A 24,167-nucleotide genomic window follows, 5' to 3' on the forward strand; every position below is an offset into this window, starting at 1 on the left:
AACGGCAGAAGGCTTTTATCAGCCCAGCGGACGTGCCTGCGCGAGCGCGATCAGGCTCTGGCGGGTGTGCCGCCGCGCCAAGGCTCCTTGGTGGCAGGTGGCGGGCACCGGGCGCAGTGCCTGCCAGGCGGAGCGCGCGATCCACGCCAGCTTGGCCTTGCCCGAAACCACGGTGCGGCTGTGCCAGGCACGCGGCCCGCGCGCGGCCACCTTGCGGGCGATGTCGCCATAGATGCCTGCTGCTGCCAGGATCGCCCAGCGCTGGCGCGGTTGCAGGCGCCCGGCGCCGATCCGCGCGGAGCATTCGTGCGCCTGGGCCATGGCGCACATCCGTTGGGCCAGGCCCGCCAGCGTCTCGCGGTGTTGCGGCTTCAACTGCTCGCCCGGCGGCAGGTCGGCTTCCGCAAGCCATTCGGCCGGCAGGTAGCAGCGCCCGGCGGCGTCATCCTCGGCCAGGTCGCGCGCGATGTTGGCAAGCTGGAACGCCAGGCCCAGATCGGCGGCACGATCCAGCGTGTCGTCATCATCGGGCGCCACGCCCATGACCACGGCCATCATCACGCCCACCGCGCCCGCCACATGCCAGCAATAGCGCATCAGGTCCGCCTCGGTGCGCGGCTGCCAATCGGCTGCATCCAGGGCAAAGCCGTCGATCACGGCCTCGGCCATGGCCATGGTGAGCCCGGTTTCGCGCGCCACCAGGCCCAACGCGTCGAACGCCGCATTGCCGGTGGGTTCGCCCGCCATGGCCTGCGCCGTCAGAGTCCGTACCAGCGCCAGCCGCTCCGCCGCGCCGGACTGGTCGCCCAGGGCGCCGCCCATGTCCTGCGCATCGACGATATCGTCGCAGGCGCGGCACCAAGCATAGAGCAGCCAGACCCGTTCGCGCGTGGTGCGGTCGAACAGGGTGGAGGCGGCGGCAAAGCTTTTCGATCCGCGCCGGATCGTGTCGCGCGCGGCAGCCACCAGCGCGGCGCGATCGGCAACGGCATGGGTCATGGGATCAGGCTCTAAAGGTCCGAGGCCTGCATCGCAATGATCGGCTGATGCGGCTCGTGCGCAGCCATGCGGGCAAGCAGCAGGTCCAGCTCATGCTCGGCAACCATGATCCCGGCATGGGCCGGACGGATGAAGCCGACCTCGATCATGTGGCGGTTGAACGCCAGCAGGTGATCGTAAAAGCCATAGGCGTTGAGCACGCCGACGGGCTTGGCGTGATAGCCAAGTTGCGCCCAACTGATCGCTTCCCACAGCTCGTCCATCGTGCCGACGCCGCCGGGCAGGGTCAGGAAGCCATCGGCCAGATCGACGAAGGCCTGCTTGCGTGCATGCATGCCGGGCACCACCTCCAGCCGGGTCAGTCCCTGGTGCGCCACTTCGGCGCTGACCAGCGCCTGCGGGATCACCCCGATCACTTCGCCCCCTGCGGCCAGCGCGCCATCGGCAACCGCGCCCATCAGGCCCAGTCGCCCGCCGCCATAGACCACGCCGATGCCGCGTTCGGCCAGTTGCCGCCCCACCTCGGCGGCCAGCGCAATATAGCGGCAGTCGGCCGGGCTGGCCGATCCGCAATAGACCGCGATCCGCTTCATGCCAGGTCCTCCAGCATCAGCTTGGCCGTGGCCTTGGCGCTGCCGACCACGCCGGGGATGCCCGCGCCGGGGTGCGTACCGGCGCCGACAAGGTAGAAGTTGGCAATGTCGTCATCGCGGTTGTGCGCGCGGAACCACGCGCTTTGGGTGAGGAGTGGCTCCAGGCTGAACGCCGCGCCCTGGTAGGCGGAAAGGTCTGCCGCGAAATCGGTGGGTGCATAGTGGAACTTGGTCACGATGCGGCTGTGAATGTCCGGGATCAAGCGGCGGCCCACTTCATCAAGGATGCGCTTTTCCAGCACCGGGCCGACTTCCGCCCAGTCCACCGGCAGCTTGCCCATGTTGGCCACGGGCACCAGCGCATAGAACGTGCTCATGCCTTCGGGCGCGACCGAGGGATCGGTGACGGTGGGATGGTGCAGGTAGATCGAAAAATCCTGCGGCAGCACGCCGTGCTGGTAGATGTCATCCAGCAGCCCCTTGTAGCGCGGGCCGAACAGGATCATGTGGTGGGGAATGCCCGGCCAGGTGCCCTCGATGCCGAAATGGACGACGAACAGGCTGGGCGAGAACTTCTTGCGCTTGAGCGCGCGCGAACGCTTCTTGCCGGTGGCGCTGTCGCCCAGCAGATCGCGATAGGTGTGCATGATATCGCCGTTCGACGCGACGGCATCGAAATTGCCGTGCCAGCCGCTGGCGGTGTGGACGCCCGTCACGCGGTTGCCTAGCGTCTCGATCCGCACCACGGGATCGCCCATGCGCACTTCGCCGCCGATCCGCTGGAACTGCGTCACCATGCCGGCGATCAGGCGGTTGGTGCCGCCCTTGGCCCACCACACGCCGCCGTCCTTTTCCAGCTTGTGGATCAGGGCATAGATCGCGCTGGTGTTCATCGGATTGCCGCCGACCAGCAGGGTGTGGAAGCTGAACGCCTCGCGCAGCTTCTCGCTTTCGATGAACTTGGACACCATCGAATAGACCGAGCGCCACGCCTGATACTTGGCAAGCGCGGGCGCGGCCTTGATCATGCTGGCAAAATCGAGGAACGGCACCGCGCCCAGCTTGACATAGCCTTCTTCGAACACGCCGGCCGAATAGAGCAGGAATTCCTCATAGCCGGCCACGTCGCGCGGGGAGAGCTTGGCGATCTCGGCGCGCAGCGAGGCTTCGTCGTTGGAATAGTCGAAGTTGGTGCCATCGGCCCAGTTGAGCCGGTAGAACGGCATGACCGGCATCAGCTCGACATCGTCGGACAGCTTGTGCGCGGTCAGGCCCCAGAGTTCCTCCAGGCAGGCCGGGTCGGTCACCACGGTTGGCCCGGCGTCGAACGTGAAGCCGTCGCGTTGCCAGTGATAGGCGCGGCCGCCGGGCTTGTCGCGCGCTTCGATCAGAGTGGTCTGCACCCCGCCGGCCTGAAGCCGGATCGCCAGAGCCAGGCCCCCGAAACCGGCGCCGATCACGCATGCTCGCTTCATTGTTTGCGCATCCCTGCCAGAGTGAGTGGCCGTGGGCGCGCGCCCGATCCGGCCAGAACCGCGAGCGCCCGCGACACCGGAACCGGGGGGCGACCCACGAAAATCCGGGCGCGGTCCAGCAATGTGCTGCGCCCGGCGTAAAAGCGTTCGACCAGCCGCGTATCCAGCCGGTAGAAATGTTCCATCATGCGATAGCGCGCCAGCGGCTCGGCCGCCTGGAACAGCATGGCCGAAAGCAGACGGGCAAACCCGGTGCGCTGCCAGTGCCGCTTGGCCCAGCGCTCGCTGAAATCAGCAAGGGCGGCGTGGCTCAGGTCCGCTTGCTGCGCCACGGCCAGGGCAAAGCGCACCGCCTCGGGCACCGAATAGCTGGTGACCGGGTGAAACAGCCCGGCGCGGGTGCCGGCACGGGCGATCTGCCCGCCCGAAGAGCGCCAGAACCCGTCCCAGTCCCCGGCCGAAACCACCGGCAGCACGCCCTGCTCTTCGTGCAGCACTTCGGCGATGGTCCAGCCCTGGCTTTGCGCATAGGCGGCGATGCGCGCCGCCAGCGCCGGGTGATCGATCGTCGTGCTGTCGGAATAATAGGTGTCTTCGATGAAGATCTCGTCCGCGCCGAAGGGCAGGCAATAGACGAAGCGATAGCCGTCCACCTGCTCAACGGTGGCATCCATCACGATCGGCTTGGTCAGCCCGTGCGGCTGCGCCAGCCTGACGCGCTGGCCCAGGAATTTCTGCCAGCCGCCGGACAGGTGGCCCTGAAGGCGGATGCCGCGCGCGTCGATCACCGCGCTCGCCTCGATCCGCGTGCCATCGGCCAGGGTCACCGCACCGGTACCGGCGGCGAGCACCCGCGCGCCGGTGAGGATCGCATCCTCGGGCAGGGCGGCACGGAGCGCTTCGTCGAAACGGGACGACGTCATCGAATAGTAGCTGGTCGCCAGATCGCGGCTATAGCGCGGAAAGCGCACCGAATAGCCCGACCATGCGCCTTCGACCATCGGCGCGAGCAGTTCGCGCCCGGCCTTGCCCACATCGGAGCCGAAGAAGGACCATACGTGATTGCCGCCCAGCACCTGGTCCTGTTCGACCAGCAGCAGGCGGCATTCGGGGCGAGCCTTGCGCAGGGCAAGCGCGATCAATCCCCCGGCAAGGCCCCCGCCCAGGATCGCGATGTCGGCATGGCGTATGCTCATCGCCATGGCGTTAGGCCACCCCGCGCGCCCATGCAACCGCCCCAAAGGCCCTGCTGCAAATGCCCCGCCGATTTCCGCGATGAGCCGTGGAAATCAGACCGGAACGGCGCGCGTGCTTGCCTTGAGCCGGCGACCGGCGCGGGCCGAACGCTTGCGCAGCCAGATCAGCACGCCGGTGACCGACAGCACCGTGGTGCCAAGGCCGATCAGCGTGACCGCGATGCGCCAGGCGATCCCGCCAACCTGCGCCATGTGCAGCGCCACGATCCAGGTGGTCAGGGTATCGGCCGCCCGTGCGCCGGTGGGCAGCGTCACGCTGCGCAGCGCGCCGCTGTTTCCATCAAACGCGATGCGCGTGCCGCCGCCGTCGCGGGCCACGTCGGCCGACGACTTGACGCCATAGACATAGAGCCCGGCGCTGGGGACATACCACAGCCAGGCACGCCCATCGCCGGGCAGCGCGAGACCGCGTCGGGTGGCTTCCTGCGCTGCGAGTTCGGCACCGCGCCGGGCCGCAGCGGGGAAATCGAGCGCCGGAGTCCAGCGCGGGCGGGGCAGGGCGGCCGCCTCCAGCATGGCCTCGCTATCCTGGCCGCCGAGCAATGCGAGCGCCGGGCGATAGACTTGCGGCAGGTTGAACGAGACGCTCGAAAGCGCGAACACCAGCAGGATCGGCCAGAGCCATAGCCCGCCGGCGCGGTGCAGGTCGAACGTCAGCTTGTAGCCCGTGCTGGGATAGCGCAGCTTCCAGCTTGGCCGCCAGCGCCGCAGGAAACCCGCCTTGCCCAGTGCCCCGGGCGGCAGGGTCAGATAGAAACCGACGAAGCAATCGAGTGTCCAGACCAGCGCGGCCAGGCCCATGGCGAACAGGCCCCAGGGGCCGAGCGCGAGCGAGAAATGGAGCTGGTAGAGGAACGGCATGAGGTTCTTCACGCCCTGGCGGATGGCGCCATAGCGGCGATGGCCCTGTTCCTCCCCCGTCCAGGGATTGATGAAGACATCGTCCCAATCGGGCCGGTCGGCGCGCTCCAATCCGGTCTGCGGGTCGATCCACGTGGCATAGAGCCGGTCGGCGCGGCCGTCCTCGCGGGTGAGGTAGACGAAATCCACCCGCGCCGCAGGGTGACGCGCCAGCAAGGCCGCGCGCACCGCCAGCGGGTCCAGCGGCGCCTGGCCCGGCCGGGGCGGCGCAGCGTTCTGCATGGCCGGGGCCGTGGCTGCATCCAGCTCGTCGAACCATGGCAGCAACGAGCCGGTCAGGCCAGCTAGCGCCAGGAACAGGGCCAGCGTCAATCCGGCCCAGCGATGGACGATCACCCAGAACGGACGGCCAGGCAGCGTCATGGCGATCAGAACGTCACGCGCACGGAGCCGGTGACATTGCGCGGCGCCGCGTAATAGGCCTGCGTCCAATAGAGGCTGGTCAGGTAGGAATGGTTGGTCGCATTGGCGACGTTGAGATTGAATTGAACGTGATCGTTCAGTTCATAGCCGGCCTGGAGTTGCAGGGTGGCATAATCGCCCTGGCGCACCGTGCCCGACCAGATCGTGTCCTGCCACTTGACCGCCGCGCCCAGTTGCAGCGGTGCCACCGGATTCCAGCGCAGCGTGAGATTGGCGGTGTTGCGCGGCACATAGCTGCGCACCTGGTTGCCGGCGCCATCATCCATCTTGAGATGGGTCGCGCCTGCCTGGATGGTGAGCGTGGAGGTCAGCTTGCCGCCCACTTCGGCCTCCACCCCGCGGCTGACCGCGCGGATGCCGTTGTAGAGTGTCTGGCCGGTGGCGGTGTCATAGCTGCCCGCGTCGGCAAGGTTGCTTTGCTCGGCGCGGAACCAGGCGACCGATCCGAACAGTCCGCCGCCCGGCGTCTGTGCCTTGATGCCGGCTTCGTAGCTCTTGCCCTTGGCGGCGCCGAGCGGCTTGCGATCCATGTCGAGATTGGCCTGAGGGGCAAAGATGCTGGAATAGCTGGCATAGAGGTTCAGCCCCGGCAGGGCCTTGAACGTGAGACCGACGAAGGGGCTGAGCGCCTTTTCGTTCTTGTCGGTGCTGACGCCAAAGCTGATGCCGCGCGTCTTCTCCACCAGGTAGCTGGCGCCGAGCAGCACGCTGAGGTGGTCGGTCAGGGCCACGTCGCTGGCACCGCGCAGGCGCCATTGGCGATCTTCGGTATGCTCCTGCTGGACCAACGCGCCAAACGTGGGCAGCGCCACTTCCGTTCCGGTCCACGTGCCGGGAAGGCCGGACAGTTCACCCCAGGCGGGAGAGGCGGGATCGGCCGGGCGGCCGTAATAGAGATAGGTGCCCACCGTGCGCTGGACGCCCAGGGTCAATTGCTGGTCATGGCCGAACAGGCGATAGGCGCCCTGCACGGTGCCATCGTAGATCCAGCCCTTGGCCACCGGGGCATAATAGCCGGGATAGCCATAGAGGCCGCCCCACGCGCCGCTCTGGCTGTTTTGCGTGGGCGTGCCATAGACATAGAACAGCCGCGCATCCTCGGTATGGTATTTGCGGGTGACGTGCGCGCGCGCGCTCCATCCCGGCGCGAAATCCCAGGTCAACTGGCCATAGGCGGTCTCGTCCCGCGTCTTCCAATAAGTCCAGTCCATCGTCGTCGATGCGCTGGTATCGTATTCCAACTGGTTGCCCTTGCTGTCCTGCAAGGGCAGGGCGCCCCACATCACGCCGGTGGAATTGCCATCCTGCCGCATGTAGCCGGCCGAGAGATGGAGATTGGGAGTGATTTCCCCGTCGAGCACGCTGGAAACGGCAGTGCGCTTGTGGTGGTAGCTGCGCAAGTACGATCCGCCATCCTGCGCCGCGCCCGTTACCCGCACGGCCCACTTGCCATCGGCGGTCAGCGGCAGGTCCAGGTCCACTTCGGCGCGCTTCTTGTTCCACGAGCCATAGGACAGCTCGGCCGACATGTGGCGCTGCCCGGTGGGATGGCGGCGGTGGTAGTTGATCGTGCCCGAGGGATTGCCCGCCCCGCTGAGCAGGGCATTGGCGCCGCGCACCACTTCGACATTGTCGCACATCACCGAATCCTGCGCGCCGATCGTCGGCCCCCAGATGTTGGGCAGGCTGATGCCGTCGATCATGGCGTCTACGATGTCGAAGCCGCGCGCGTTGTAATAGGTCCGCTCGGTTTCGACCTGGTCCACGTTGACCCCGGTGACGTAGCGCAGCAACTGGTTGGTCTCGTCGAGCGCGAAATCGTCGAGGAACTTGCGATCGACCACGCTGACCGACTGCGGCGTATCCATCAGGGAGAGGGCAAGGCCGGTGGCGCCGCTGGCGACGGTCTGGCCACGTTCGCCATTGACCACGATGCTCCTGCCGTTGCCGGCTTCGGCTTCGCTCGCATTGTCGCTGCTGTCGGCGCTTTCGGCCCGCGCCGGTGCCCCGGCGAGCACGGCGAGCGAGACGCCATAGGCGAGCGCTGCGCGGCGAAAGTGCGAGGGGGCCATGGTTGTCATCCTTCCTGAACTGCGATCCGTTGCAGGCCCGCTAATGCGAACGGTTATCACGAGTCAAGGAAAGTGATAATCATTTTCAATAAATCTCGTGGTTGTTGCAGGGTTGTGTCAGCAGCCCACCAGAGGCGGGCGATCCAAGGCGGGCTAGCAGGCGGGCTTGCAGGCCTGCGCGCTTGGCCGTAGAAAGGCGCTACCCCGGGGAGCCAGTGGCCGGGCAGCGCAGCCGCGTTGCCAGGTTGATCCAAGGCTGAGAGGGGCTGGTCACGCAGCCCGACCCGTTGAACCTGAACCCGTTAGCACGGGCGGAGGGAGGGCCGGCCAAGCGACTGCCGTTGCGTGCCACAAGCCTTTCGTTCGTCCACACGAAAGGAACCTCGTGTATGGCCGATCTCAATTCCCCCCTCGAAATTGGCGTCACCACCGGCCCGATCCGCGGCAGCCGCAAGATTCATGTGGAATCGCCGCGCTTTCCCGGCCTGACTGTGGCGATGCGCGAAATCGCGCTGGAGCCGGGCAGTGGCGAACCGCCGCTGCGCGTCTACGACACCTCCGGCCCCTACACCGATCCCAAAGTGGCGATCGATATTCGTGCCGGGCTGCCGCGCCTGCGCCACGACTGGATCGTGGGACGCGGTGACGTGGAAAGCTATGCCGCGCGCGAAGTGAAGCCCGAGGACAATGGCCTGAAAGGGCCGGACCGGTCGGGCGGGGTGCCCGCATTCCCCAACGTCAATCCCGCGCCGCTGCGCGCCAAGGCCGGCGCCAATGTCACCCAGATGCACTATGCGCGGCAGGGCGTGATCACGCCCGAAATGGAATATGTCGCCATCCGCGAGAACCTGGGGCGCAAGCAGTTGAAGGAAGCCCTGGCGCGCGACGGGCAGGATTGGGGCGCCAGCATTCCCGACTATGTCACCGCCGAATTCGTGCGCGACGAAGTGGCGCGTGGGCGGGCGATCATCCCCAGCAACATCAACCACCCGGAAAGCGAACCGATGGCGATCGGGCGCAATTTCCTGGTCAAGATCAACGCCAACATCGGCAATTCGGCGGTCGCTTCGGACGTGGCCAACGAAGTGGACAAGATGGTCTGGTCGATCCGCTGGGGCGCGGACACGGTGATGGACCTTTCCACCGGGCGCAACATCCACGACACGCGCGAATGGATCCTGCGCAACAGCCCGGTGCCGATCGGCACGGTGCCGATCTACCAGGCGCTCGAAAAGGTGGGCGGCATTGCCGAGGACCTGACCTGGGACATCTTCCGCGACACGCTGATCGAGCAGGCCGAGCAGGGCGTGGACTATTTCACCATCCACGCCGGGGTGCGCCTGCCCTATATCCCGCTCACGGCCAAGCGCGTGACCGGCATCGTCAGCCGGGGCGGCTCGATCATGGCCAAGTGGTGCCTGGCGCACCACCGCGAAAGCTTCCTCTACGAGCATTTCGACGAGATCACCGAGATCATGAAGGCCTATGACATCGCCTATTCGCTGGGCGATGGCCTGCGCCCCGGCAGCGTGGCCGATGCCAACGACGAGGCCCAGTTTGCCGAGCTTTACACGCTGGGCGAACTGACCAAGCGCGCCTGGGCGCAGGACGTGCAGGTGATGATCGAGGGCCCGGGCCATGTGCCGATGCACAAGGTCAAGGAAAACATGGACAAACAGCTCGTCGCCTGTGGCGAGGCGCCGTTCTACACGCTCGGGCCGCTCGTCACCGACATTGCGCCGGGCTATGACCATATCACCAGCGGCATCGGCGCGGCGATGATCGGCTGGTTCGGCACGGCGATGCTGTGTTACGTCACGCCCAAGGAGCATCTGGGCCTGCCGGATCGCGACGACGTGAAAGTCGGGGTGGTCACCTACAAGCTGGCTGCCCATGCCGCAGACCTGGCCAAGGGCCATCCGGCCGCCAAGCTGCGCGACGATGCGCTCAGCCGCGCGCGGTTCGAGTTCCGCTGGCGCGACCAGTTCAACCTCAGCCTCGATCCCGAAACCGCCGAGCAATATCACGACCAGACTTTGCCGGCTGAAGGCGCCAAGACCGCGCACTTCTGCTCGATGTGCGGGCCCAAGTTCTGTTCGATGAAGATCACGCAGGAAGTGCGCGAATTTGCTTCCAAGCAAAATCAAGCGGCTGACACGTTCCTGGCGGCGGAGGAGGCCGAGGCGGGAATGCTGGCGATGAGCGAGAAGTATCGTGAGGCGGGCAGCGAGCTCTATCTGCCGGCAGCGGAATAGCGCGGGGATCGCGAACCAGGCCAGGAACCGCAAGGGTTCCCGATCATTGCCTGTCCATCTGGAATGGCGCGCTGCCGATCGGGAGCGCGCCACCCCTCTCGATGGAGACGAAGCCATGAAGAAGGCTTTGCTGGCATTGGCACTGGCCGCCTCGGGCCTGACTGCCGCCTGCACCGACGATTACGCCTATGGCGGCCGCCCCGGCTATGACAACGGCTATCACCGCCATCGCGGCGGCTATGGCGGCGTCGAAGGCGGTTGGGCCTATCGCGACGATGGTTATTACCGCCGCTATGGCAACTATGACTACAATCGGCCCGATCCGTCGTACGGCGGCTATTACGCCGATCGCTATTACCGCGAAGATCCGCGCTATGGCGAACATCGGCTGAGCATGGACGAGCGGGTCTATCGCGGCGGCGACGGGCGCTATTACTGCCGTCGTTCCGATGGCTCGACCGGCTTGATCGTGGGCGGCGTGTCTGGCGCGCTGCTCGGCTCGGTGATCGCCAACGGGGATTCCCGCCCGCTGGGCGCGATCATCGGGGCCATCGGCGGTGCAGCCGCCGGCGCGGCTATCGACAGCAACAACGTGCGCTGCCGCTGAGGCGTCCCTTATAGCCAAAACCAAAAAGGCCCCTTCGCACAGCGCGGAGGGGCCTTAAGGTTTTGCGGGTGCGGCCGGGGATGCGTCCCTGGCCCGAAACCGAAAATTACTTGGCGGCTTCGACGTTGATGCCGAGCTTCTTCACGTCGTTCAGCGTGAAGCTGACCGGACGATCGTTGAAGGTGCCTTCCACCGACTTCTTGCGGATGTGCAGTTCGAACGGCACCTTGCCGGCATAGGCGGTGCCACGGACGATCTTTTCTTCGCCCTTGGTTTCGGTGGTGTAGGAGTAGCTCACGCCCTTGTAGGCGAAGCTGTCGGCCTGCGCTTGCGCCGAAGCAACCGCCGGAGCGGCGAGAACGAGAGCGGCGGCAGCGGTCGAAATGAAAGAACGAAGCATGGCAATTTCCCCTGATGAAAAAGGTGAGATTGCCTTCGGACACCCGTCTGTTGTGTTCTTGTTGCAGAGCGTTTCGCCCATGCTGCGCTTGCGAGCAATTGCTTTGGTTGCGGCCTTGGTTGCAAAACGCGCAACCGTGAGCGAAGCTCTTTCGAAAATGCGTTCTATTTCAAGCAGGCAGCATTGCGCCCGATGGTGACAACCACCATCGGGCGCATACGAAAGCGTGAAAAACCGCGCAAATCCTCAAGATTCGAGCGTACGCTCCAGCGTGACTTCGCAGTTCAGCAAACGCGAAATCGGGCAATTGGCCTTGGCTTCGTCGGCAATCCGGGCAAGGTCCGATTCGGTGATACCGGGGACGTTTGCCTTGAGCGCAAGTGCGCTGCGGGTGACCTTGAAGCCATCGCCATCGGCCTCCAGCGTCACCTTGGCGGTGGTGTCGAGCGTGCCGTCGGCATGGCCGGCCTTGGCCAGGGCAAAGCTGGTCGCCATGGTAAAGCAGGCCGCATGCGCCGCTGCGATCAACTCTTCCGGGTTGGTGCCGGGCTTGCCCTCGAACCGCGTGCCAAAGCCATAGGGCTGATCGTGCAGCACGCCCGAAGCGGTGCTGATCGATCCCTTGCCGGGCTTGCCGAGGCCTTCGTAGCGGGCGGATGCAGTGCTGGTGGGCATTGGGGCGTCTCCAATTGTCGGGATTTCCCGACCAACGCCCTGCTGCCCGGCGCGTTCCGGATCAGCGCTTGCGCACGAATTCCGCGCGCAGCACGAGGCCCTTGATGCCGTCGAACTTGCAGTCGATCTCCTGCGCGTCGCCGGTCAGGCGGATCGACTTGATCAGCGTGCCGCGCTTGAGCGTCTGGCCCGCGCCTTTGACGTCGAGATCCTTAATCAGCGTGACCTGGTCCCCGTCCTGAAGCACGTTGCCCACGGCATCTCGCACTTCGATGGCATTTTCTGCGGCGCGGCGGCTGGCCTGCTCGGCTGCCGTCATCCATTCGCCGCTGTCTTCGTCGTAGACGTATTCGTCGTCGCTCATGTCCCGTCCTGTCCGTTCCCGATGGATCCCGGGCCGGCCATGACAGGTTGGAGGCGGATACGCCAGCCTCGGCGCATCACCACACGGCAGGGATAAGGTCGATGCGCCCGCCGTCGCGGGGTTTCCACGCGCCTTGTGCCAAGGCGGCATTGCTGTCGCGCGCGGCCCGGTCCTCGGCCAGCGACCAGGTGATGTGCCAGGTGCCACCGTCTGGGCGCGCGGTCGAGCCATCGAGCGCGACCACCAGTGCTTCCACGCCCATGGGATCGTCGATGTGACCGACGACGCGGGCGTGATGGATGGCAGGCGGCAGGGGATCACCCGGCCTTGCCTCTACGGTACGGGTCACGTGGCTGGCCACGGTACGGGCATAGCGCGGTGGAAACAGCGCCAGCAGGCGGTCGCGGCTGTCGGGGTGAAGTTTCCAGCCGCTGGGCATCACGCCGCCCCCGCATCAACGCCACGCAGGCTCATGGAACCGGGGTCGCCTGGCCGCTGACGACGCCGTTGTGATCGGGCTGCGGGCTGGTCAGCGCGCCGGTGATCCAGATCGCCGAGAGGGCGAGGATGGCCAGTACCAGGCTGATCAACAGCACCCAGCGCACCACATTGAGGCCGGTGGCGGCACGAGCTTCGTCGGTGGTGAGACGAGCCGGGGGCGATTGCCCGTGGGTATGGTCGTTCTGCATGACGACGCTCTCCTACGTCTGATCGGGTGGAGCGCGCCCGAAGCGCGCCCCGTTCGCCCGATTCTACGCGCGGAGAGGCCGCGTGGTTCCGGGTCAGTCGCGCAGCAGGTCGTTGATGCCCGTCTTGCTGCGGGTCTGCGCGTCCGCGGTCTTGACGATCACGGCGCAATAGAGCGACGGGCCGGGCGTGCCATCGGGCAGCGGCTTGCCGGGCAGGGCACCGGGCACGACCACGGCATAAGGCGGCACGCGGCCGATATGCACTTCGCCGGTGGCGCGATCGACGATCTTGGTGCTGGCGCCGAGGTACACGCCCATCGACAGCACCGCGCCTTCGCCCACGATCACGCCTTCGGCCACTTCCGAACGGGCGCCGATGAACGCGCCGTCTTCGATGATCACCGGGCCGGCCTGGAGCGGTTCGAGCACGCCGCCAATGCCGACGCCGCCCGAGATGTGCACGTTCTTGCCGATCTGCGCGCACGAACCGACGGTGGCCCAGGTATCGACCATGGTGCCTTCATCCACGAAAGCGCCGATGTTGACGAAGCTGGGCATCAGTACGACGTTCTTGGCGATATGGGCGCCAGCGCGCGCCACGGCGCCCGGCACCACACGGAAACCGGCGGCGCGGAAGGCGGCATCGTCCCACCCGGCAAACTTGCTCGGCACCTTGTCGAACGCGGGCGCGCCGGCGCTGCCGCCATCGACGACGGCGTTGTCGTTGAGACGGAACGAGAGCAGCACGGCCTTCTTCAGCCACTGGTTGACGCGCCATTCCCCGTCGACCTTTTCGGCAACGCGGGCCTGGCCGGCATCGAGCAGCGCCAGCGCCTGTTCCACCACCGCGCGCACGTCGTCGCTGGCCGGCGTCACCGCTGCGCGGTTTTCCCAGGCGGCTTCGATGGCGGCTTCAAGCTGTGCGGTCATGCGTGTGTCTCCTGGGTGATACGGTGTATCTCTGTTTGGCAGCGCGCCTAGCGAAGGTGGCCGCCATCGGCAAGCGCATCGAGCCAGGCAGCCAGATCGTCGATGGTCTCGTCGATCGCGCCCTCGTCCTTGGCGCGGGCGCCCCAGTCGGTGCCGAAATCGAGCCAAACCGTCTGCATGCCCATGGCCTTGGCCGGGGTGAGGTTGCGGGCCGAATCCTCGAAGAACACGCTGCGGGCCGGATCGACGCCAAAGGCGGAAACAAAGCCGCGATAGGCCGAAGGCTCTGGCTTGGGCTTGTATTCCATCGCGTGGATATCCCACAGCCCCTCGAAGCAATGGGTGATGCCCAAGGCATCGAGCACGCGCGTGGCATACGCGGCATCGCCGTTGGTGAACACCAGGCGGCGGCCCGGCAGGCGCATCAGCCGTTCTTCCAGGCGCGGTGCGCGGGCCAGGGGGGCCATGTCGACATCGTGGACATAGCCCAGGAATTCATAGGGATCGACGCCGTGGAAGTGCATCAGCCCGGCCAGCGTGGTGCCATGATCGTGGAAATACATCTTCTGCACGCGCCGCGCCTCGGCATGGTCGCAGCCCAGCAGATCGGCGATGTAGGCCCCCATCCGCACGTCGATCTGATCGAACAGGCAGGTTTCGGCGGGGTAGAGCGTGTTGTCCAGATCGAAGATCCAGCAGTCGACACGCGAGGGATCAAAGGGCATCCGTCATCCTCGAGAGCATGGCCGCGCCGACTGCCCGTAAAATCAGCGCGGGGCAAGCCTCCTCAGCCGGGCGTTTTCGCCGTCTTCCAGAATCCATAGCGTACCATCGCCCGCTTCGCGAATCTCGCGAATGCGCGTGCCCAGGTCGATGCGTTCCAGTTCCTTGCCCACCGGGCGCCCACCTGGTCCACTCTCGATCCCCACGCGCACGATCCCGGCCGCGCCCAGCGCCGCGATGAGCGCCTGGCCGCGCCATTGCGGGAAGGCCTTGCCCGAATAGAACACGAAGTCACCCGGCGCGATCACCGGGTTCCAACTGATCGCCGGAGCGGCCAGATCGGGGCGGGTGGCGTTGCGCGGGATCGGCGTGCCGTCATAGTTGTCGCCATCGGAAACCAGCGGCCAGCCATAGTTCTTGCCGGGTTCGAGCAGGTTCAATTCGTCGCCGCCGGCCGGCCCGTGCTCCAGATCCCACAGCCGCCCCTGCGCATCGAATTGCAGGCCCAGCGGATTGCGATGGCCCAGCGTCCACACTTGCGCGGCGAGGCCACCCTGCGCGGCGAAGGGATTGCCCGGTGCCGGCTGCCCATCGAGCGTCAGGTGCAGGATCTTGCCCAGGTTGGTGCCCATGTCCTGCGCCGGGGTGAACTTCTGTCGCTCGCCCGATGAGAGGAACAGGCTCTGGCCATCGGGAGCAAAGGCGATGCGGTGGCCGAAATGGCCGCGCCCGGAAACCTTGGGCACCTGGCGCCAGATGACGGTGAGGTTTTCCAATCGCGGTGCGCCCTTGTCCAGCACCAGCCGCGCGCGGCCGAGCGCAGCGCCGCGCGTGTCGCCAGGGCCAGCCTCGGCCCAGGTGAGGTAGACCAGGCCGCTGCGCGCGAAATCGGGCGCCACCGCCACATCGCCAAGTCCACCCTGGCCGCCGGCATCCACTTTGGGCGTGCCGGCCACCACCACGGCCTTGCCGCCCGGGCGCCACAGCTTGAGCGCGCCGGTGCGCTCGGTCACCAGAACATCGGGGCGGCCGGGCAGGAACGCCAGCGCCCAGGGACTATCGAAGCGGGCCAGATCGGTGATGGCGAAGCCGTCGCGCTGCTCGACCGCGCCGGCTTGCTCCTTGGCCTGTTCCCCGGCCGGTTCGGGCTGGGCCTGCGAGCCGCAGCTTGCGGCGAGGAACGCGAGCGGCGATAGAGCCGAGAGGATCGTTTTCTTCATGACCGGAACAATGCCTGAAACCCGCCGACGTGCCACCAAAATCGCTCGTGTTTCCGGGCATGTGATCGGCGTGGACGAAGCCGGGCGCGGGCCACTGGCCGGGCCGGTGGTGGCTGGCGCAGTCCTGCTCGGGCGGCGCCCGCCAGAGGGCCTCGCGGATTCCAAGAAGCTCTCGGCCAAGCGCCGCGCCGTGCTGGAAGAGCAGATCAAGGCGCAGTGCCGCTGGGCCGTGGGCGTGGTGGAGCCGGAAGAGATCGACCGGCTCAACATCTTCGGCGCGACGATGCTGGCCATGACCCTGGCGGTGCAGGGCCTGGTCGCGCAGCTCGATGGCGCGGTGGGTGAAGTGCGCGTGGACGGCAACCTGACGCCGCAGGGGCGCCACACCGACTGGTGCTGGCCGGCGCGCGCGATCGTGGGCGGCGATGCGATCGAGCCGTGCATCTCGGCCGCCTCGATCATTGCCAAGGAACATCGCGACCGGCTGATGCGCGCGGCGGCAGAACGCTATCCGCACTATGGCTGGGAGCGGAACGCGGGCTATGGCACGGCGCAGCACCTGGCCGCGCTGCGCGAACACGGGCCCACGCCGCTGCATCGGCGCAGCTTTGCCCCGGTGGCGCAATTGCTGCTGATCTGAGTGCGACTCGCGACAAGCCCTGCAAATAAATTTTCCACAGTTGCGTGCACCATATCTTGAGTCGCAGGCCCTGCGCAGACTCAAGATATGGGTGTCGGACTCGTTCCGTTCCGCTTTCGATCACGCTGCGACTCGCCGCAAATCCGCGAGTCGCGCCTTGACCTGCGAGTCGCGATGATTCAGATTCCAGGTCAACGAACGACACTGGAAGGAATGATCATGGTTACGGCAGTGAAAACGCGCACCCGCGCCTTGCGGGCCAAGACGGCCGCCAAGGTTCAGGCGCCCGCGCTGCCCGTGAACCGCATCCTGAAGGGCGACTGCATCGAAATGATGCGCTCGCTGCCCACCGGCTCGATCGACATGATCTTTGCCGATCCGCCCTACAACCTGCAACTGGGCGGCGATCTGGCGCGCCCCGATGGCAGCCATGTCGATGCCGTGACCGACCATTGGGACCAGTTCGACAGCTTTGCCGTCTATGACCGCTTCACCCGCGAATGGCTGAGCGAAGCCTATCGCCTGCTCAAGCCCAATGGCTCGATCTGGGTGATCGGCAGCTATCACAACATCTTCCGCCTCGGCACGATGCTCCAGGACATGGGCTTCTGGATCCTCAACGACATCATCTGGCGCAAGACCAACCCGATGCCCAATTTCAAGGGCACGCGGTTTACCAATGCCCATGAAACCCTGATCTGGGCGGCCAAGAGCGAAAAGGCCAAGTACACGTTCAACTATCGCGCGATGAAGACGCTCAACGACGAGTTGCAGATGCGCTCTGACTGGGTGCTGCCGATCTGTTCGGGCAAGGAGCGGCTCAAGCGCAACGGCACCAAGGCGCACCCGACGCAAAAGCCGGAATCGCTGCTCTATCGCGTGATCCTGTCGACCACCAACAAGGGTGACGTGGTGCTCGATCCGTTCTTCGGCACCGGCACCACCGGCGCGGTGGCCAAGCGGCTGGGCCGCAACTGGATCGGCTGCGAGCGCGAGGACGACTATATCGAAGTGGCGCAGGAGCGCATCGACCTGGCCCTGCCGCTCGATGAAAGCGCGCTCAAGACCATGCAGTCCAAGCGCGCCGCGCCCAAGGTGCCGTTCGGCTCGCTCGTGGAAAGCGGCTGGCTGGCACCGGGCACGATCCTGGCGGACAAGAAGCGCCGCTGGCAGGCCGTGGTGCGCGCCGATGGCAGCGTGGCCGTGGGCGAAGACAGCGGATCGATCCATGGCATGGGCACCAAGGTGCAGAACGCCGCGTCGTGCAACGGCTGGACGTTCTGGCATTTCATGGACAAGGGCGAGATGAAGCCGATCGACGTGCTGCGCCAGCGCTACTTGCTGGCCGTGGAAGACTGATCAGGCTATTTGTCGCTTTCCTTCTCGTCACCCCGGGCTTGACCCGGGGTCCAGCTTCTTTTGGACGCCTTGCGCTAACTTTCCAGAAAAGCGGGACCCCGGATCAAGTCCGGGGTGACGACTGTGTGGTAGCTGGGGCGAAGGCTTTTGCATGAACGAGACGGTCTACCTGCGCCCCATCGCGCTCACCGAAAGTCCGCAGGCCGATGATGGCGCCGCCGTGCGCCTCGCCGGTGGCCTGGCCTGCGCCAGCCGCTTCGCCTTGCTGGTGCGCCAGGATGGCAGGATCGTCTCCCGCCAGGTCTTTGGCGCCAGCGATGTTCCGGCCGCGATTGCCGCCTTGCCCGATGCGCTGGCCGCCGAAGCCAGCGCGCAATGGACCAATCTGCGCAAGAACCATGCCCCGATCGGCTGTGGCGAGCGCGTGCTGCGCCTCGACCAGCCACTGGTCATGGGCATTCTCAACGTCACGCCCGACAGCTTTTCCGATGGCGGGCAGTTCCTCGACAAGCCCGAGGCCGCGCTCGACCATGTCGCCGCGATGCTGGCGGCGGGCGCGGCGGTGATCGACGTGGGCGGGGAATCCACCCGGCCCAATGCCGCCGCCGTGTGGGAAGGGGATGAAATCAAGCGCGTGGTGCCGGTGATCGAACGCCTGGCTGCAACGGGCGCGGCGATTTCCATCGACAGTCGCCGCTCCAGCGTGATTGCCGCGGCCCTGGCGGCGGGCGCCCATATCGTCAACGATGTCTCGGCCCTGCGCCATGATCCGCGCAGCCTGGAAATCGTGGCGGCGAGCGGCGCGCCGGTGGTGCTGATGCATGCGCCGGGCGGGGCGGACGACCTTCACGCCGATGGGCATTACCGGGACGTCGTGCTCGACGTGTTCGACGATCTGCGCGCCCGCCGCGATGCCGCGCTGGCGGCGGGGATCGCGAGCGACAAGATCCTGCTCGATCCCGGCATCGGCTTTGGCAAGACGCTGGCCGACAACCTGGCGCTGATCAACGCCTTGCCGCTGTTTCATGCACTGGGCCAGCCGATCCTGTTTGCTGCCAGCCGCAAGCGCATGATCGGCGCCTTGTCCAACGAGGCGCCCGCGCACCAGCGCCTGGGCGGATCGGTGACACTGGCGATCAAGGCGCTGGAGGCAGGCTGCCAGATGGTGCGGGTCCACGACGTGGCCGATACCGTGCAGGCCCTGCGCGTGTGGCGCGGGCTGCGCGATGCCGCGCTGACCGATTTTTCGCAGCTGGTGTGAGGGTTGCCGGGCTGGGGCAGGCGGGCTTCGACAAGCTCAGCCCGAACGGCTGTTGCTATTGAATTCGTTTGAATACCTTGGCCACTTCCGTTCGCCCTGAGCTTGTCGAAGGGCGCCAAGCACGGCGCCAGAATTTCAGCGCCCTTCGACAAGCTCAGGGCGAACGGATCGGAAGAACAGTTTTCTCAGCACCGTTCGGGCTGAGCTTGTCGAAGCCCCTGTCCCGCACAACAGTTCAAGCCGCGTTGTCGATGCCCAGTTCGGAAAGCTTGCGATAGAGCGTGGAGCGGCCGATGCCCAGGCGCCGGGCCACTTCGGTCATGCGGCCGCGATAGTGGCCGATCGCCAGGCGAATGACGTCGGCTTCGATCTCTTCGAGTGGACGCAGGTTGCCATCCGGCGTGAACAGCATCACGCCCGCGCCGTCGCTGATAGGGGCAGGACTGCGCGGGGTTTCTCCCACCATCGTGGAAAGGTTGGGAAAGTCCTGCGCCGTGAGCGTTTCGGCATCGCAGAACACGGCGGCGCGAAACAGCGTGGCCTGCAATTGCCGCACGTTGCCCGGCCAGTCATAGGCCTTGAGCAGCGCCAGCGCGCCGTCGGTGATGCCCAACGGGCGCAGGCCGGGCTGCTCGCCGATGCGCGCGAGGAAATAGCGGGCCAGGGCGGCAATGTCGCCCGCCCGCTGGCGCAATGCGGGCAGATGGACGTGGACCACGGCCAGGGCCTCGACCAGGGGCGCATGATAGAGCCCGGCATCGGCAAGATCGCGCAAGGGCGCATTGCTGCATGCCAGCAGCCGCACATCGATGCGGAACGAATGGCGCGCGCCGATCGGCTGCACGTCTCCGCGATCCAGGAATTGCGCCAGGCGTTCCTGGACATGGGTGGGCAGGCGATCGACCTCGTCGATCACCAGGGTGCCGCCGTCGGCATGCTGAAGCGCGCCGATGTGACGATCGAACGCGCCGGGAAACGCGCCCTTTTCGTGGCCGAACAGCACGCTTTCGATCTGGTTGGCGGGAATGCCGCCGGCGTTGATGATGCGCAGCGGCGCCTTGGCGCGCGGGCTGGCGGCGTGCATGGCACGAACCAGCATTTCCTTGCCGGTGCCGCTTTCGCCCTCGATCAGCACGGTTTGCTGGGTGCGCGCAGCCTTGGCCGCCACCGCCAGCGCGGCGCGAAAGGCGGGGGCCGCGCCGATCATCGAATCGAAATCCAGCGTCGTGCCGATCTTTTCGGTAAGCGGTTGCAGTTCGGCGGCCGGTGCTTCGCGCGTGGTCGCGCTGCGCAGGGCGTGGAGCAGGCGGTCGGGCGCGACCGGCTTGATCAGGTAGTCGGTCGCGCCCGCGCGCATGGCTTCCACCGCCAGCAGCGGCGAGGCGCTGGTGGTGAGCATCAGGATCGGCAGCGCGGGGCGGCGGGCCTTGAGCTCGGCGATCAGGGCGCAGGCATCGTCACCCGGAACCCATTGATCCAGAATGATCGCGCCCAATTGCATGCCCTGGCGGGTGCCCAGCATGGCAATCGCCGTTTCGGAATCGCGCGCCACGATCGTGCGCCAGCCTTCGCGCGCGGCCAGCGCCGTGATCAGCCGGCATTGGGCAGGCTCATCATCGATCAGCATCAGCAGGCGGTCGTCGGCGTCGGCCATGGCATTCCCGTGGTTGAAACACCTAGGGTTTAGTCTTTTCTGGTAAAAACCTGATTAAACAATCAGGCTGTTCAATCGCCCTTGAGGGCTGCCGGACGGATGGATAAGGTGCCTCCAAGGATAATAACGAGGGAAGAGAGAGCATGACGTCTGCCAATGATATGAAGGCTGCGCGCGAAACCTACGAAGGCTTTCTGTCCTTGATCAAGGTTGCCGTGCCGGTGATCGCGTTGATCGTCGCGTTCGTGGTCCTGATCATCCAGTAAAGAATGTCACAAGACATAACGATCGCGGTTCTTGCCGAACGCGCGATGGGAGAGAGCCGGGTGGCGGCGACACCGGAAACGGTGCGCAAGCTGGCCGGCCTGGGGGCCAGACTGGTGGTGGAAAGCGGCGCGGGGAAGGGCGCCGGCATTTCCGACGAGGATTATCACGCGGCGGGGGCGGTAATTGCCAGTGCCGATGTCGCGGCCGGGGCGCAGATCGTGCTGGGCGTGCAGGGGCCGGATCCGGCCTTACTGGCCAGTGCCGCATCGGGGGCCTGGGTGGTCGCCTCACTCGATCCGTTTGGACAGCGTGGCCGGGTCGATGCCTATGCCGCCGCCGGGCTGGAAGCGCTGGCCATGGAATTCATGCCGCGCATCACCCGTGCGCAATCGATGGACATCCTTTCCTCGCAGGCCAACCTTGCCGGATACAAGGCGGTGCTGGTGGCGGCCAACCTCTATGGCCGGGCCTTTCCGATGATGATGACGGCGGCCGGCACGGTGAGCGCGGCCAAGGTCTTCGTGATGGGGGTGGGCGTGGCCGGCTTGCAGGCGATCGCCACGGCGCGGCGCCTGGGCGCGCAGGTTTCGGCCACCGACGTCCGCTCTGCCACCAAGGAGCAGATCCAGTCGCTGGGCGCCAAGCCGATCTTCGTGGAAAACGTGGCGGGGATCGAGGGCGAAGGTGCCGGGGGCTATGCCACCGAAATGAGCCCGGAATACCAGAAGGCCCAGGCCGAGCTGGTATCCAGCCACATCGCCAAGCAGGATATCGTGATCACCACCGCGCTGATTCCCGGCCGGGCGGCGCCACGCCTGATCACCGACGCCCAGATTGCCACGATGCGTCCCGGCTCGGTGATCTATGACCTGGCCGTGGCGCAGGGTGGCAATGTGGAAGGCAGCCTGCCCGATCAGGTGGTGGAGCGCCACGGCGTGAAGATCGTCGGCTATGCCAACACGCCGGCGCTATTGCCCGCCGATGCTTCGGCGCTGTTTTCGCGCAACCTGTTCAATTTCCTCTCGGCGTTCTGGGACAAGGAGCAGGGCCGCCCGGTCCTGGACGAGGAAATCGGCAATGCCATCCGCCTGACCCAAGGCGGCCAGGTGGTGCACGAAAGGCTGAAGGGTTGAGGGCGTTTCCTCCCCGGCACGGGGAGGGGGACCGCCCGCAGGGCGGTGGAGGGGACTCGCGGCCCGCAGCACGCCGCGAAGTCATCCTCGCACGAAAACTGCGCCGCACGATGAGTGTGCCCGAGCGCTTGCTCTGGCGGCAACTGCGCCAACGGCCGGAAGGCCTGAAGTTCCGCCGGCAGCATCCGATCGGACCCTATGTGGCCGATTTCTGCTGCCTGTCCCACCGTCTCGTGGTCGAGGTGGACGGCATGGCACATGACAACAGCGATCGCGCTGCCCACGATGAAACAAGCCGGCGCTTCATGAATGAGAACGGGTTCAGGGTGTTGAGGGTTTCTGCAAGGCGCGTGCTGGCCGATGCCGTGGGAACGGCAGAAGCGATCGTCGCGCGCGCGGCCAGTCCCCTCCACCGTCCTGCGGACGGTCCCCCTCCCCGTTCCGGGGAGGAAAGCTGATGGACTTCATATCGATCCTGAGCATTTTCGTGCTTGCCTGCTTTGTCGGGTATTACGTGGTCTGGTCGGTCACGCCGGCCCTGCACACGCCGTTGATGGCGGTGACCAATGCCATTTCTTCGGTGATCATCGTCGGTGCGCTGGTTGCGTCGGCGGCGGCGGGTTCGCCTTTGGCCAAGTTCCTGGGGCTGGGCGCGGTGGTGCTGGCTTCGGTCAACATCTTCGGTGGCTTTGCCGTGACGCAGCGCATGCTGGCGATGTACAAGAAGAAGGAGAAGAAGTGATGGAACATGTCACCTCTTCTCCCTGGGTGGGCCTGGCCTATCTGGTTGCCGGTGTGCTGTTCATCATGGCGCTGCGCGGGCTGTCTTCGCCGGGCACGAGCCGGGCGGGCAACCGCTATGGCATGATCGGCATGACCATTGCCGTTGCGACCACGCTGGTCACTCATTCGATCGCCAGCCTGCCGGAAATCGCCGTGGCCATTGCCATCGGCGGTGGCATCGGCTTCGTCATCGCCCGGCGCATCCAGATGACGGCGATGCCGCAATTGGTGGCGGCGTTCCACTCGCTGGTCGGTCTGGCAGCGGTGCTGGTGGGGCTGGCGGCTTATGCCAATCCCGGTGCGTTCGGCATTCTCCATCAAGTTCCGGTGGAAAATTTGCTGGAGGCCGTGATTGGAAATGGCGGCGCGCCGGTGGGATTTGTCAACGAGATCGAGCCGCAGAGCCGCATCGAAATGGGCCTGGGCATTGCCATCGGCGCGATCACCTTTTCCGGTTCGATCATCGCTTTCCTCAAGCTCGCCGGCAAGATGAGCGGCGCGGCGATCCTGTTGCCGGGCAGGCACGTGCTCAACCTGGGCACGCTGATCGCCATCCTCGGGCTGGTCGCATGGTTCACGCAAGATGAAAGCGCCTGGGTCATTGCCACGATCACCGTGCTGTCGTTTGCGATCGGCTTCCTGCTGATCATCCCCATCGGGGGGGCAGACATGCCGGTGGTGGTCTCGATGCTCAACAGCTATTCCGGCTGGGCCGCGGCGGCGATGGGCTTCACGCTGCACAACACCGCGATGATCGTCACTGGCGCGCTGGTCGGCTCTTCGGGGGCGATCCTGTCGTACATCATGTGCAAGGCAATGAACCGCTCGTTCCTGTCGGTGATCGCCGGCGGTTTCGGCGCCGAGGCAACGGCGAGCGGCGGCGCGGCCAAGGAGCAGCGCCCGTGGAAGCGCGGCTCGGCCGAAGACGCCGCGTTCCTGATGAAGGAAGCCGAAAACGTCATCATCATCCCCGGCTATGGCATGGCCGTGAGCCAGGCGCAGCACGTGCTGCGCGAGATGGCCGACGTGCTCAAGGCCAATGGCGTCAACGTGAAGTATGCGATCCACCCCGTGGCCGGGCGCATGCCGGGGCACATGAACGTGCTGCTTGCCGAAGCCAACGTGCCGTACGATGAAGTCTTTGAACTGGAAGACATCCAGGGCGATTTCGCGCAGGCCGATGTGGCTTTCGTGATCGGCGCCAACGACGTGGTCAACCCGGCCGCCAAGACCGACAAGTCCAGCCCGATCTATGGCATGCCGGTGTTCGACGTCGACAAGGCCAAGACGATTTTCTTCGTCAAGCGCTCGATGGGCGGGGTCGGCTATTCCGGCGTCGACAACGACGTGTTCTACATGGACCAGACGATGATGCTGCTGGCCGATGCCAAGAAGATGGTCGAGGAGATCGTCAAGGCGTTGCAGCACTGACGTTGACAGACCGCGTGCGCCGGGGCGAGAAGGCGGG

At 66.0% G+C, this 24,167-nt stretch carries 26 protein-coding genes; 11 read left to right on the plus strand and 15 right to left on the minus strand.

Annotated features, from left to right (window positions below; translation table 11 throughout):
- Positions 1 to 18: 18 nt before the first annotated feature.
- The 6 genes from IE191_RS00090 to IE191_RS00115 form a co-directional block, all read right to left on the minus strand.
- Complete coding sequence (locus IE191_RS00090; protein ID WP_191322328.1) at positions 19 to 999, minus strand: phytoene/squalene synthase family protein; 981 nt, start codon at positions 997 to 999, stop codon at positions 19 to 21.
- An 11-nt stretch (positions 1,000 to 1,010) separates the two neighbouring features.
- Complete coding sequence (locus IE191_RS00095) at positions 1,011 to 1,592, minus strand: LOG family protein (RefSeq protein WP_191322329.1); 582 nt, start codon at positions 1,590 to 1,592, stop codon at positions 1,011 to 1,013.
- Positions 1,589 to 3,067: a phytoene desaturase gene (locus tag IE191_RS00100; protein WP_191322330.1), complete on the minus strand. Its 1,479-nt coding sequence runs from the start codon at positions 3,065 to 3,067 to the stop codon at positions 1,589 to 1,591. Before IE191_RS00100 ends, IE191_RS00095 begins: the two co-directional genes overlap by 4 nt.
- Positions 3,064 to 4,263: a lycopene beta-cyclase CrtY gene (gene crtY, locus IE191_RS00105; RefSeq protein WP_191322331.1), complete on the minus strand. Its 1,200-nt coding sequence runs from the start codon at positions 4,261 to 4,263 to the stop codon at positions 3,064 to 3,066. The genes IE191_RS00100 and crtY overlap by 4 nt, the downstream gene beginning before the upstream one ends.
- A 93-nt stretch (positions 4,264 to 4,356) precedes the next feature.
- Positions 4,357 to 5,607: a PepSY-associated TM helix domain-containing protein gene (locus IE191_RS00110; protein ID WP_191322332.1), complete on the minus strand. Its 1,251-nt coding sequence runs from the start codon at positions 5,605 to 5,607 to the stop codon at positions 4,357 to 4,359.
- Positions 5,608 to 5,612: 5 nt separating this feature from the next.
- Positions 5,613 to 7,739 carry a TonB-dependent siderophore receptor gene (locus IE191_RS00115; protein WP_191322333.1) on the minus strand — a complete coding sequence of 709 codons (2,127 nt, stop codon included), beginning with the start codon at positions 7,737 to 7,739 and terminating at the stop codon, positions 5,613 to 5,615.
- A gap of 389 nt (positions 7,740 to 8,128) precedes the next feature.
- On the opposite strand from IE191_RS00115, the gene thiC reads away from it, so the two are divergent.
- A complete protein-coding gene (gene thiC, locus IE191_RS00120) occupies positions 8,129 to 9,994 on the plus strand; it encodes a phosphomethylpyrimidine synthase ThiC (RefSeq protein ID WP_191322334.1) in 1,866 nt (621 codons plus the stop codon).
- 115 nt (positions 9,995 to 10,109) lie between these two features.
- A complete protein-coding gene (locus IE191_RS00125; protein WP_191322335.1) occupies positions 10,110 to 10,601 on the plus strand; it encodes a glycine zipper 2TM domain-containing protein in 492 nt (163 codons plus the stop codon).
- 106 nt (positions 10,602 to 10,707) lie between these two features.
- Here IE191_RS00125 and IE191_RS00130 read toward each other — a convergent pair whose 3' ends face one another.
- Positions 10,708 to 11,001 (minus strand): hypothetical protein, encoded by a 294-nt coding sequence (locus IE191_RS00130; protein ID WP_191322336.1) that lies wholly within the window; start codon positions 10,999 to 11,001, stop codon positions 10,708 to 10,710.
- Between IE191_RS00130 and IE191_RS00135 the strand changes: the two genes are divergently transcribed.
- The gene (locus tag IE191_RS00135; RefSeq protein ID WP_191322337.1) at positions 11,000 to 11,200 is read left to right on the plus strand and encodes a hypothetical protein; all 201 of its coding nucleotides are present in this window, start codon (positions 11,000 to 11,002) and stop codon (positions 11,198 to 11,200) included. The genes IE191_RS00130 and IE191_RS00135 overlap by 2 nt on opposite strands.
- A gap of 47 nt (positions 11,201 to 11,247) precedes the next feature.
- On the opposite strand, the gene IE191_RS00140 is transcribed toward IE191_RS00135, so the two are convergent.
- The 7 genes from IE191_RS00140 to IE191_RS00170 all read right to left on the minus strand — a co-directional run bounded on the left by IE191_RS00140 (position 11,248) and on the right by IE191_RS00170 (position 15,602).
- Positions 11,248 to 11,676, minus strand: a complete 429-nt coding sequence (locus IE191_RS00140) for an OsmC family protein (RefSeq protein WP_191322338.1) — start codon at positions 11,674 to 11,676, stop codon at positions 11,248 to 11,250.
- Positions 11,677 to 11,737: 61 nt separating this feature from the next.
- The gene (locus tag IE191_RS00145; RefSeq protein WP_191322339.1) at positions 11,738 to 12,040 is read right to left on the minus strand and encodes an alkylphosphonate utilization protein; all 303 of its coding nucleotides are present in this window, start codon (positions 12,038 to 12,040) and stop codon (positions 11,738 to 11,740) included.
- 76 nt (positions 12,041 to 12,116) lie between these two features.
- The gene (locus IE191_RS00150) at positions 12,117 to 12,479 is read right to left on the minus strand and encodes a hypothetical protein (RefSeq protein WP_191322652.1); all 363 of its coding nucleotides are present in this window, start codon (positions 12,477 to 12,479) and stop codon (positions 12,117 to 12,119) included.
- A gap of 31 nt (positions 12,480 to 12,510) precedes the next feature.
- Complete coding sequence (locus tag IE191_RS00155) at positions 12,511 to 12,729, minus strand: hypothetical protein (RefSeq protein ID WP_191322340.1); 219 nt, start codon at positions 12,727 to 12,729, stop codon at positions 12,511 to 12,513.
- A 93-nt stretch (positions 12,730 to 12,822) separates the two neighbouring features.
- Entirely contained in the window at positions 12,823 to 13,659 is an 837-nt protein-coding gene (gene dapD, locus IE191_RS00160; RefSeq protein WP_191322341.1) for a 2,3,4,5-tetrahydropyridine-2,6-dicarboxylate N-succinyltransferase, read from the minus strand.
- Between the two features lie 47 nt (positions 13,660 to 13,706).
- On the minus strand, positions 13,707 to 14,384 hold the full coding sequence (locus tag IE191_RS00165; protein ID WP_191322342.1) for a pyrimidine 5'-nucleotidase: 678 nt from the start codon (positions 14,382 to 14,384) through the stop codon (positions 13,707 to 13,709).
- Positions 14,385 to 14,426: 42 nt separating this feature from the next.
- Complete coding sequence (locus IE191_RS00170) at positions 14,427 to 15,602, minus strand: PQQ-dependent sugar dehydrogenase (protein ID WP_191322343.1); 1,176 nt, start codon at positions 15,600 to 15,602, stop codon at positions 14,427 to 14,429.
- 10 nt (positions 15,603 to 15,612) lie between these two features.
- On the opposite strand from IE191_RS00170, the gene rnhB reads away from it, so the two are divergent.
- The 3 genes from rnhB to folP all read left to right on the plus strand — a co-directional run bounded on the left by rnhB (position 15,613) and on the right by folP (position 18,862).
- Positions 15,613 to 16,242: a ribonuclease HII gene (gene rnhB / locus IE191_RS00175; protein WP_191322653.1), complete on the plus strand. Its 630-nt coding sequence runs from the start codon at positions 15,613 to 15,615 to the stop codon at positions 16,240 to 16,242.
- A gap of 219 nt (positions 16,243 to 16,461) precedes the next feature.
- Positions 16,462 to 17,601 carry a site-specific DNA-methyltransferase gene (locus tag IE191_RS00180; RefSeq protein ID WP_191322344.1) on the plus strand — a complete coding sequence of 380 codons (1,140 nt, stop codon included), beginning with the start codon at positions 16,462 to 16,464 and terminating at the stop codon, positions 17,599 to 17,601.
- Between the two features lie 151 nt (positions 17,602 to 17,752).
- A complete protein-coding gene (gene folP / locus IE191_RS00185) occupies positions 17,753 to 18,862 on the plus strand; it encodes a dihydropteroate synthase (protein ID WP_191322345.1) in 1,110 nt (369 codons plus the stop codon).
- A gap of 235 nt (positions 18,863 to 19,097) precedes the next feature.
- Here the strand turns inward: folP and IE191_RS00190 are convergent, their stop codons facing one another.
- Complete coding sequence (locus tag IE191_RS00190) at positions 19,098 to 20,516, minus strand: sigma-54-dependent transcriptional regulator (protein ID WP_191322346.1); 1,419 nt, start codon at positions 20,514 to 20,516, stop codon at positions 19,098 to 19,100.
- 143 nt (positions 20,517 to 20,659) lie between these two features.
- Between IE191_RS00190 and IE191_RS00195 the strand changes: the two genes are divergently transcribed.
- The 5 genes from IE191_RS00195 (at position 20,660) to IE191_RS00215 (ending at position 24,130) form a co-directional block, all read left to right on the plus strand.
- Positions 20,660 to 20,782, plus strand: coding sequence for an aa3-type cytochrome c oxidase subunit IV (locus tag IE191_RS00195; protein ID WP_191322347.1), 123 nt, complete (start codon positions 20,660 to 20,662; stop codon positions 20,780 to 20,782).
- A gap of 3 nt (positions 20,783 to 20,785) precedes the next feature.
- Positions 20,786 to 21,916 carry an NAD(P) transhydrogenase subunit alpha gene (locus IE191_RS00200; protein ID WP_229814987.1) on the plus strand — a complete coding sequence of 377 codons (1,131 nt, stop codon included), beginning with the start codon at positions 20,786 to 20,788 and terminating at the stop codon, positions 21,914 to 21,916.
- Positions 21,917 to 21,999: 83 nt separating this feature from the next.
- Positions 22,000 to 22,374 carry an endonuclease domain-containing protein gene (locus tag IE191_RS20955; protein ID WP_268249408.1) on the plus strand — a complete coding sequence of 125 codons (375 nt, stop codon included), beginning with the start codon at positions 22,000 to 22,002 and terminating at the stop codon, positions 22,372 to 22,374.
- A complete protein-coding gene (locus tag IE191_RS00210) occupies positions 22,374 to 22,658 on the plus strand; it encodes a proton-translocating transhydrogenase family protein (RefSeq protein WP_110761118.1) in 285 nt (94 codons plus the stop codon). The genes IE191_RS20955 and IE191_RS00210 overlap by 1 nt, the downstream gene beginning before the upstream one ends.
- Entirely contained in the window at positions 22,658 to 24,130 is a 1,473-nt protein-coding gene (locus IE191_RS00215; RefSeq protein WP_191322348.1) for an NAD(P)(+) transhydrogenase (Re/Si-specific) subunit beta, read from the plus strand. Before IE191_RS00210 ends, IE191_RS00215 begins: the two co-directional genes overlap by 1 nt.
- Positions 24,131 to 24,167: the final 37 nt, after the last annotated feature.

The sequence above is a fragment of the Novosphingobium pokkalii genome (genome assembly GCF_014652855.1).
Lineage (GTDB): Bacteria > Pseudomonadota > Alphaproteobacteria > Sphingomonadales > Sphingomonadaceae > Novosphingobium > Novosphingobium pokkalii.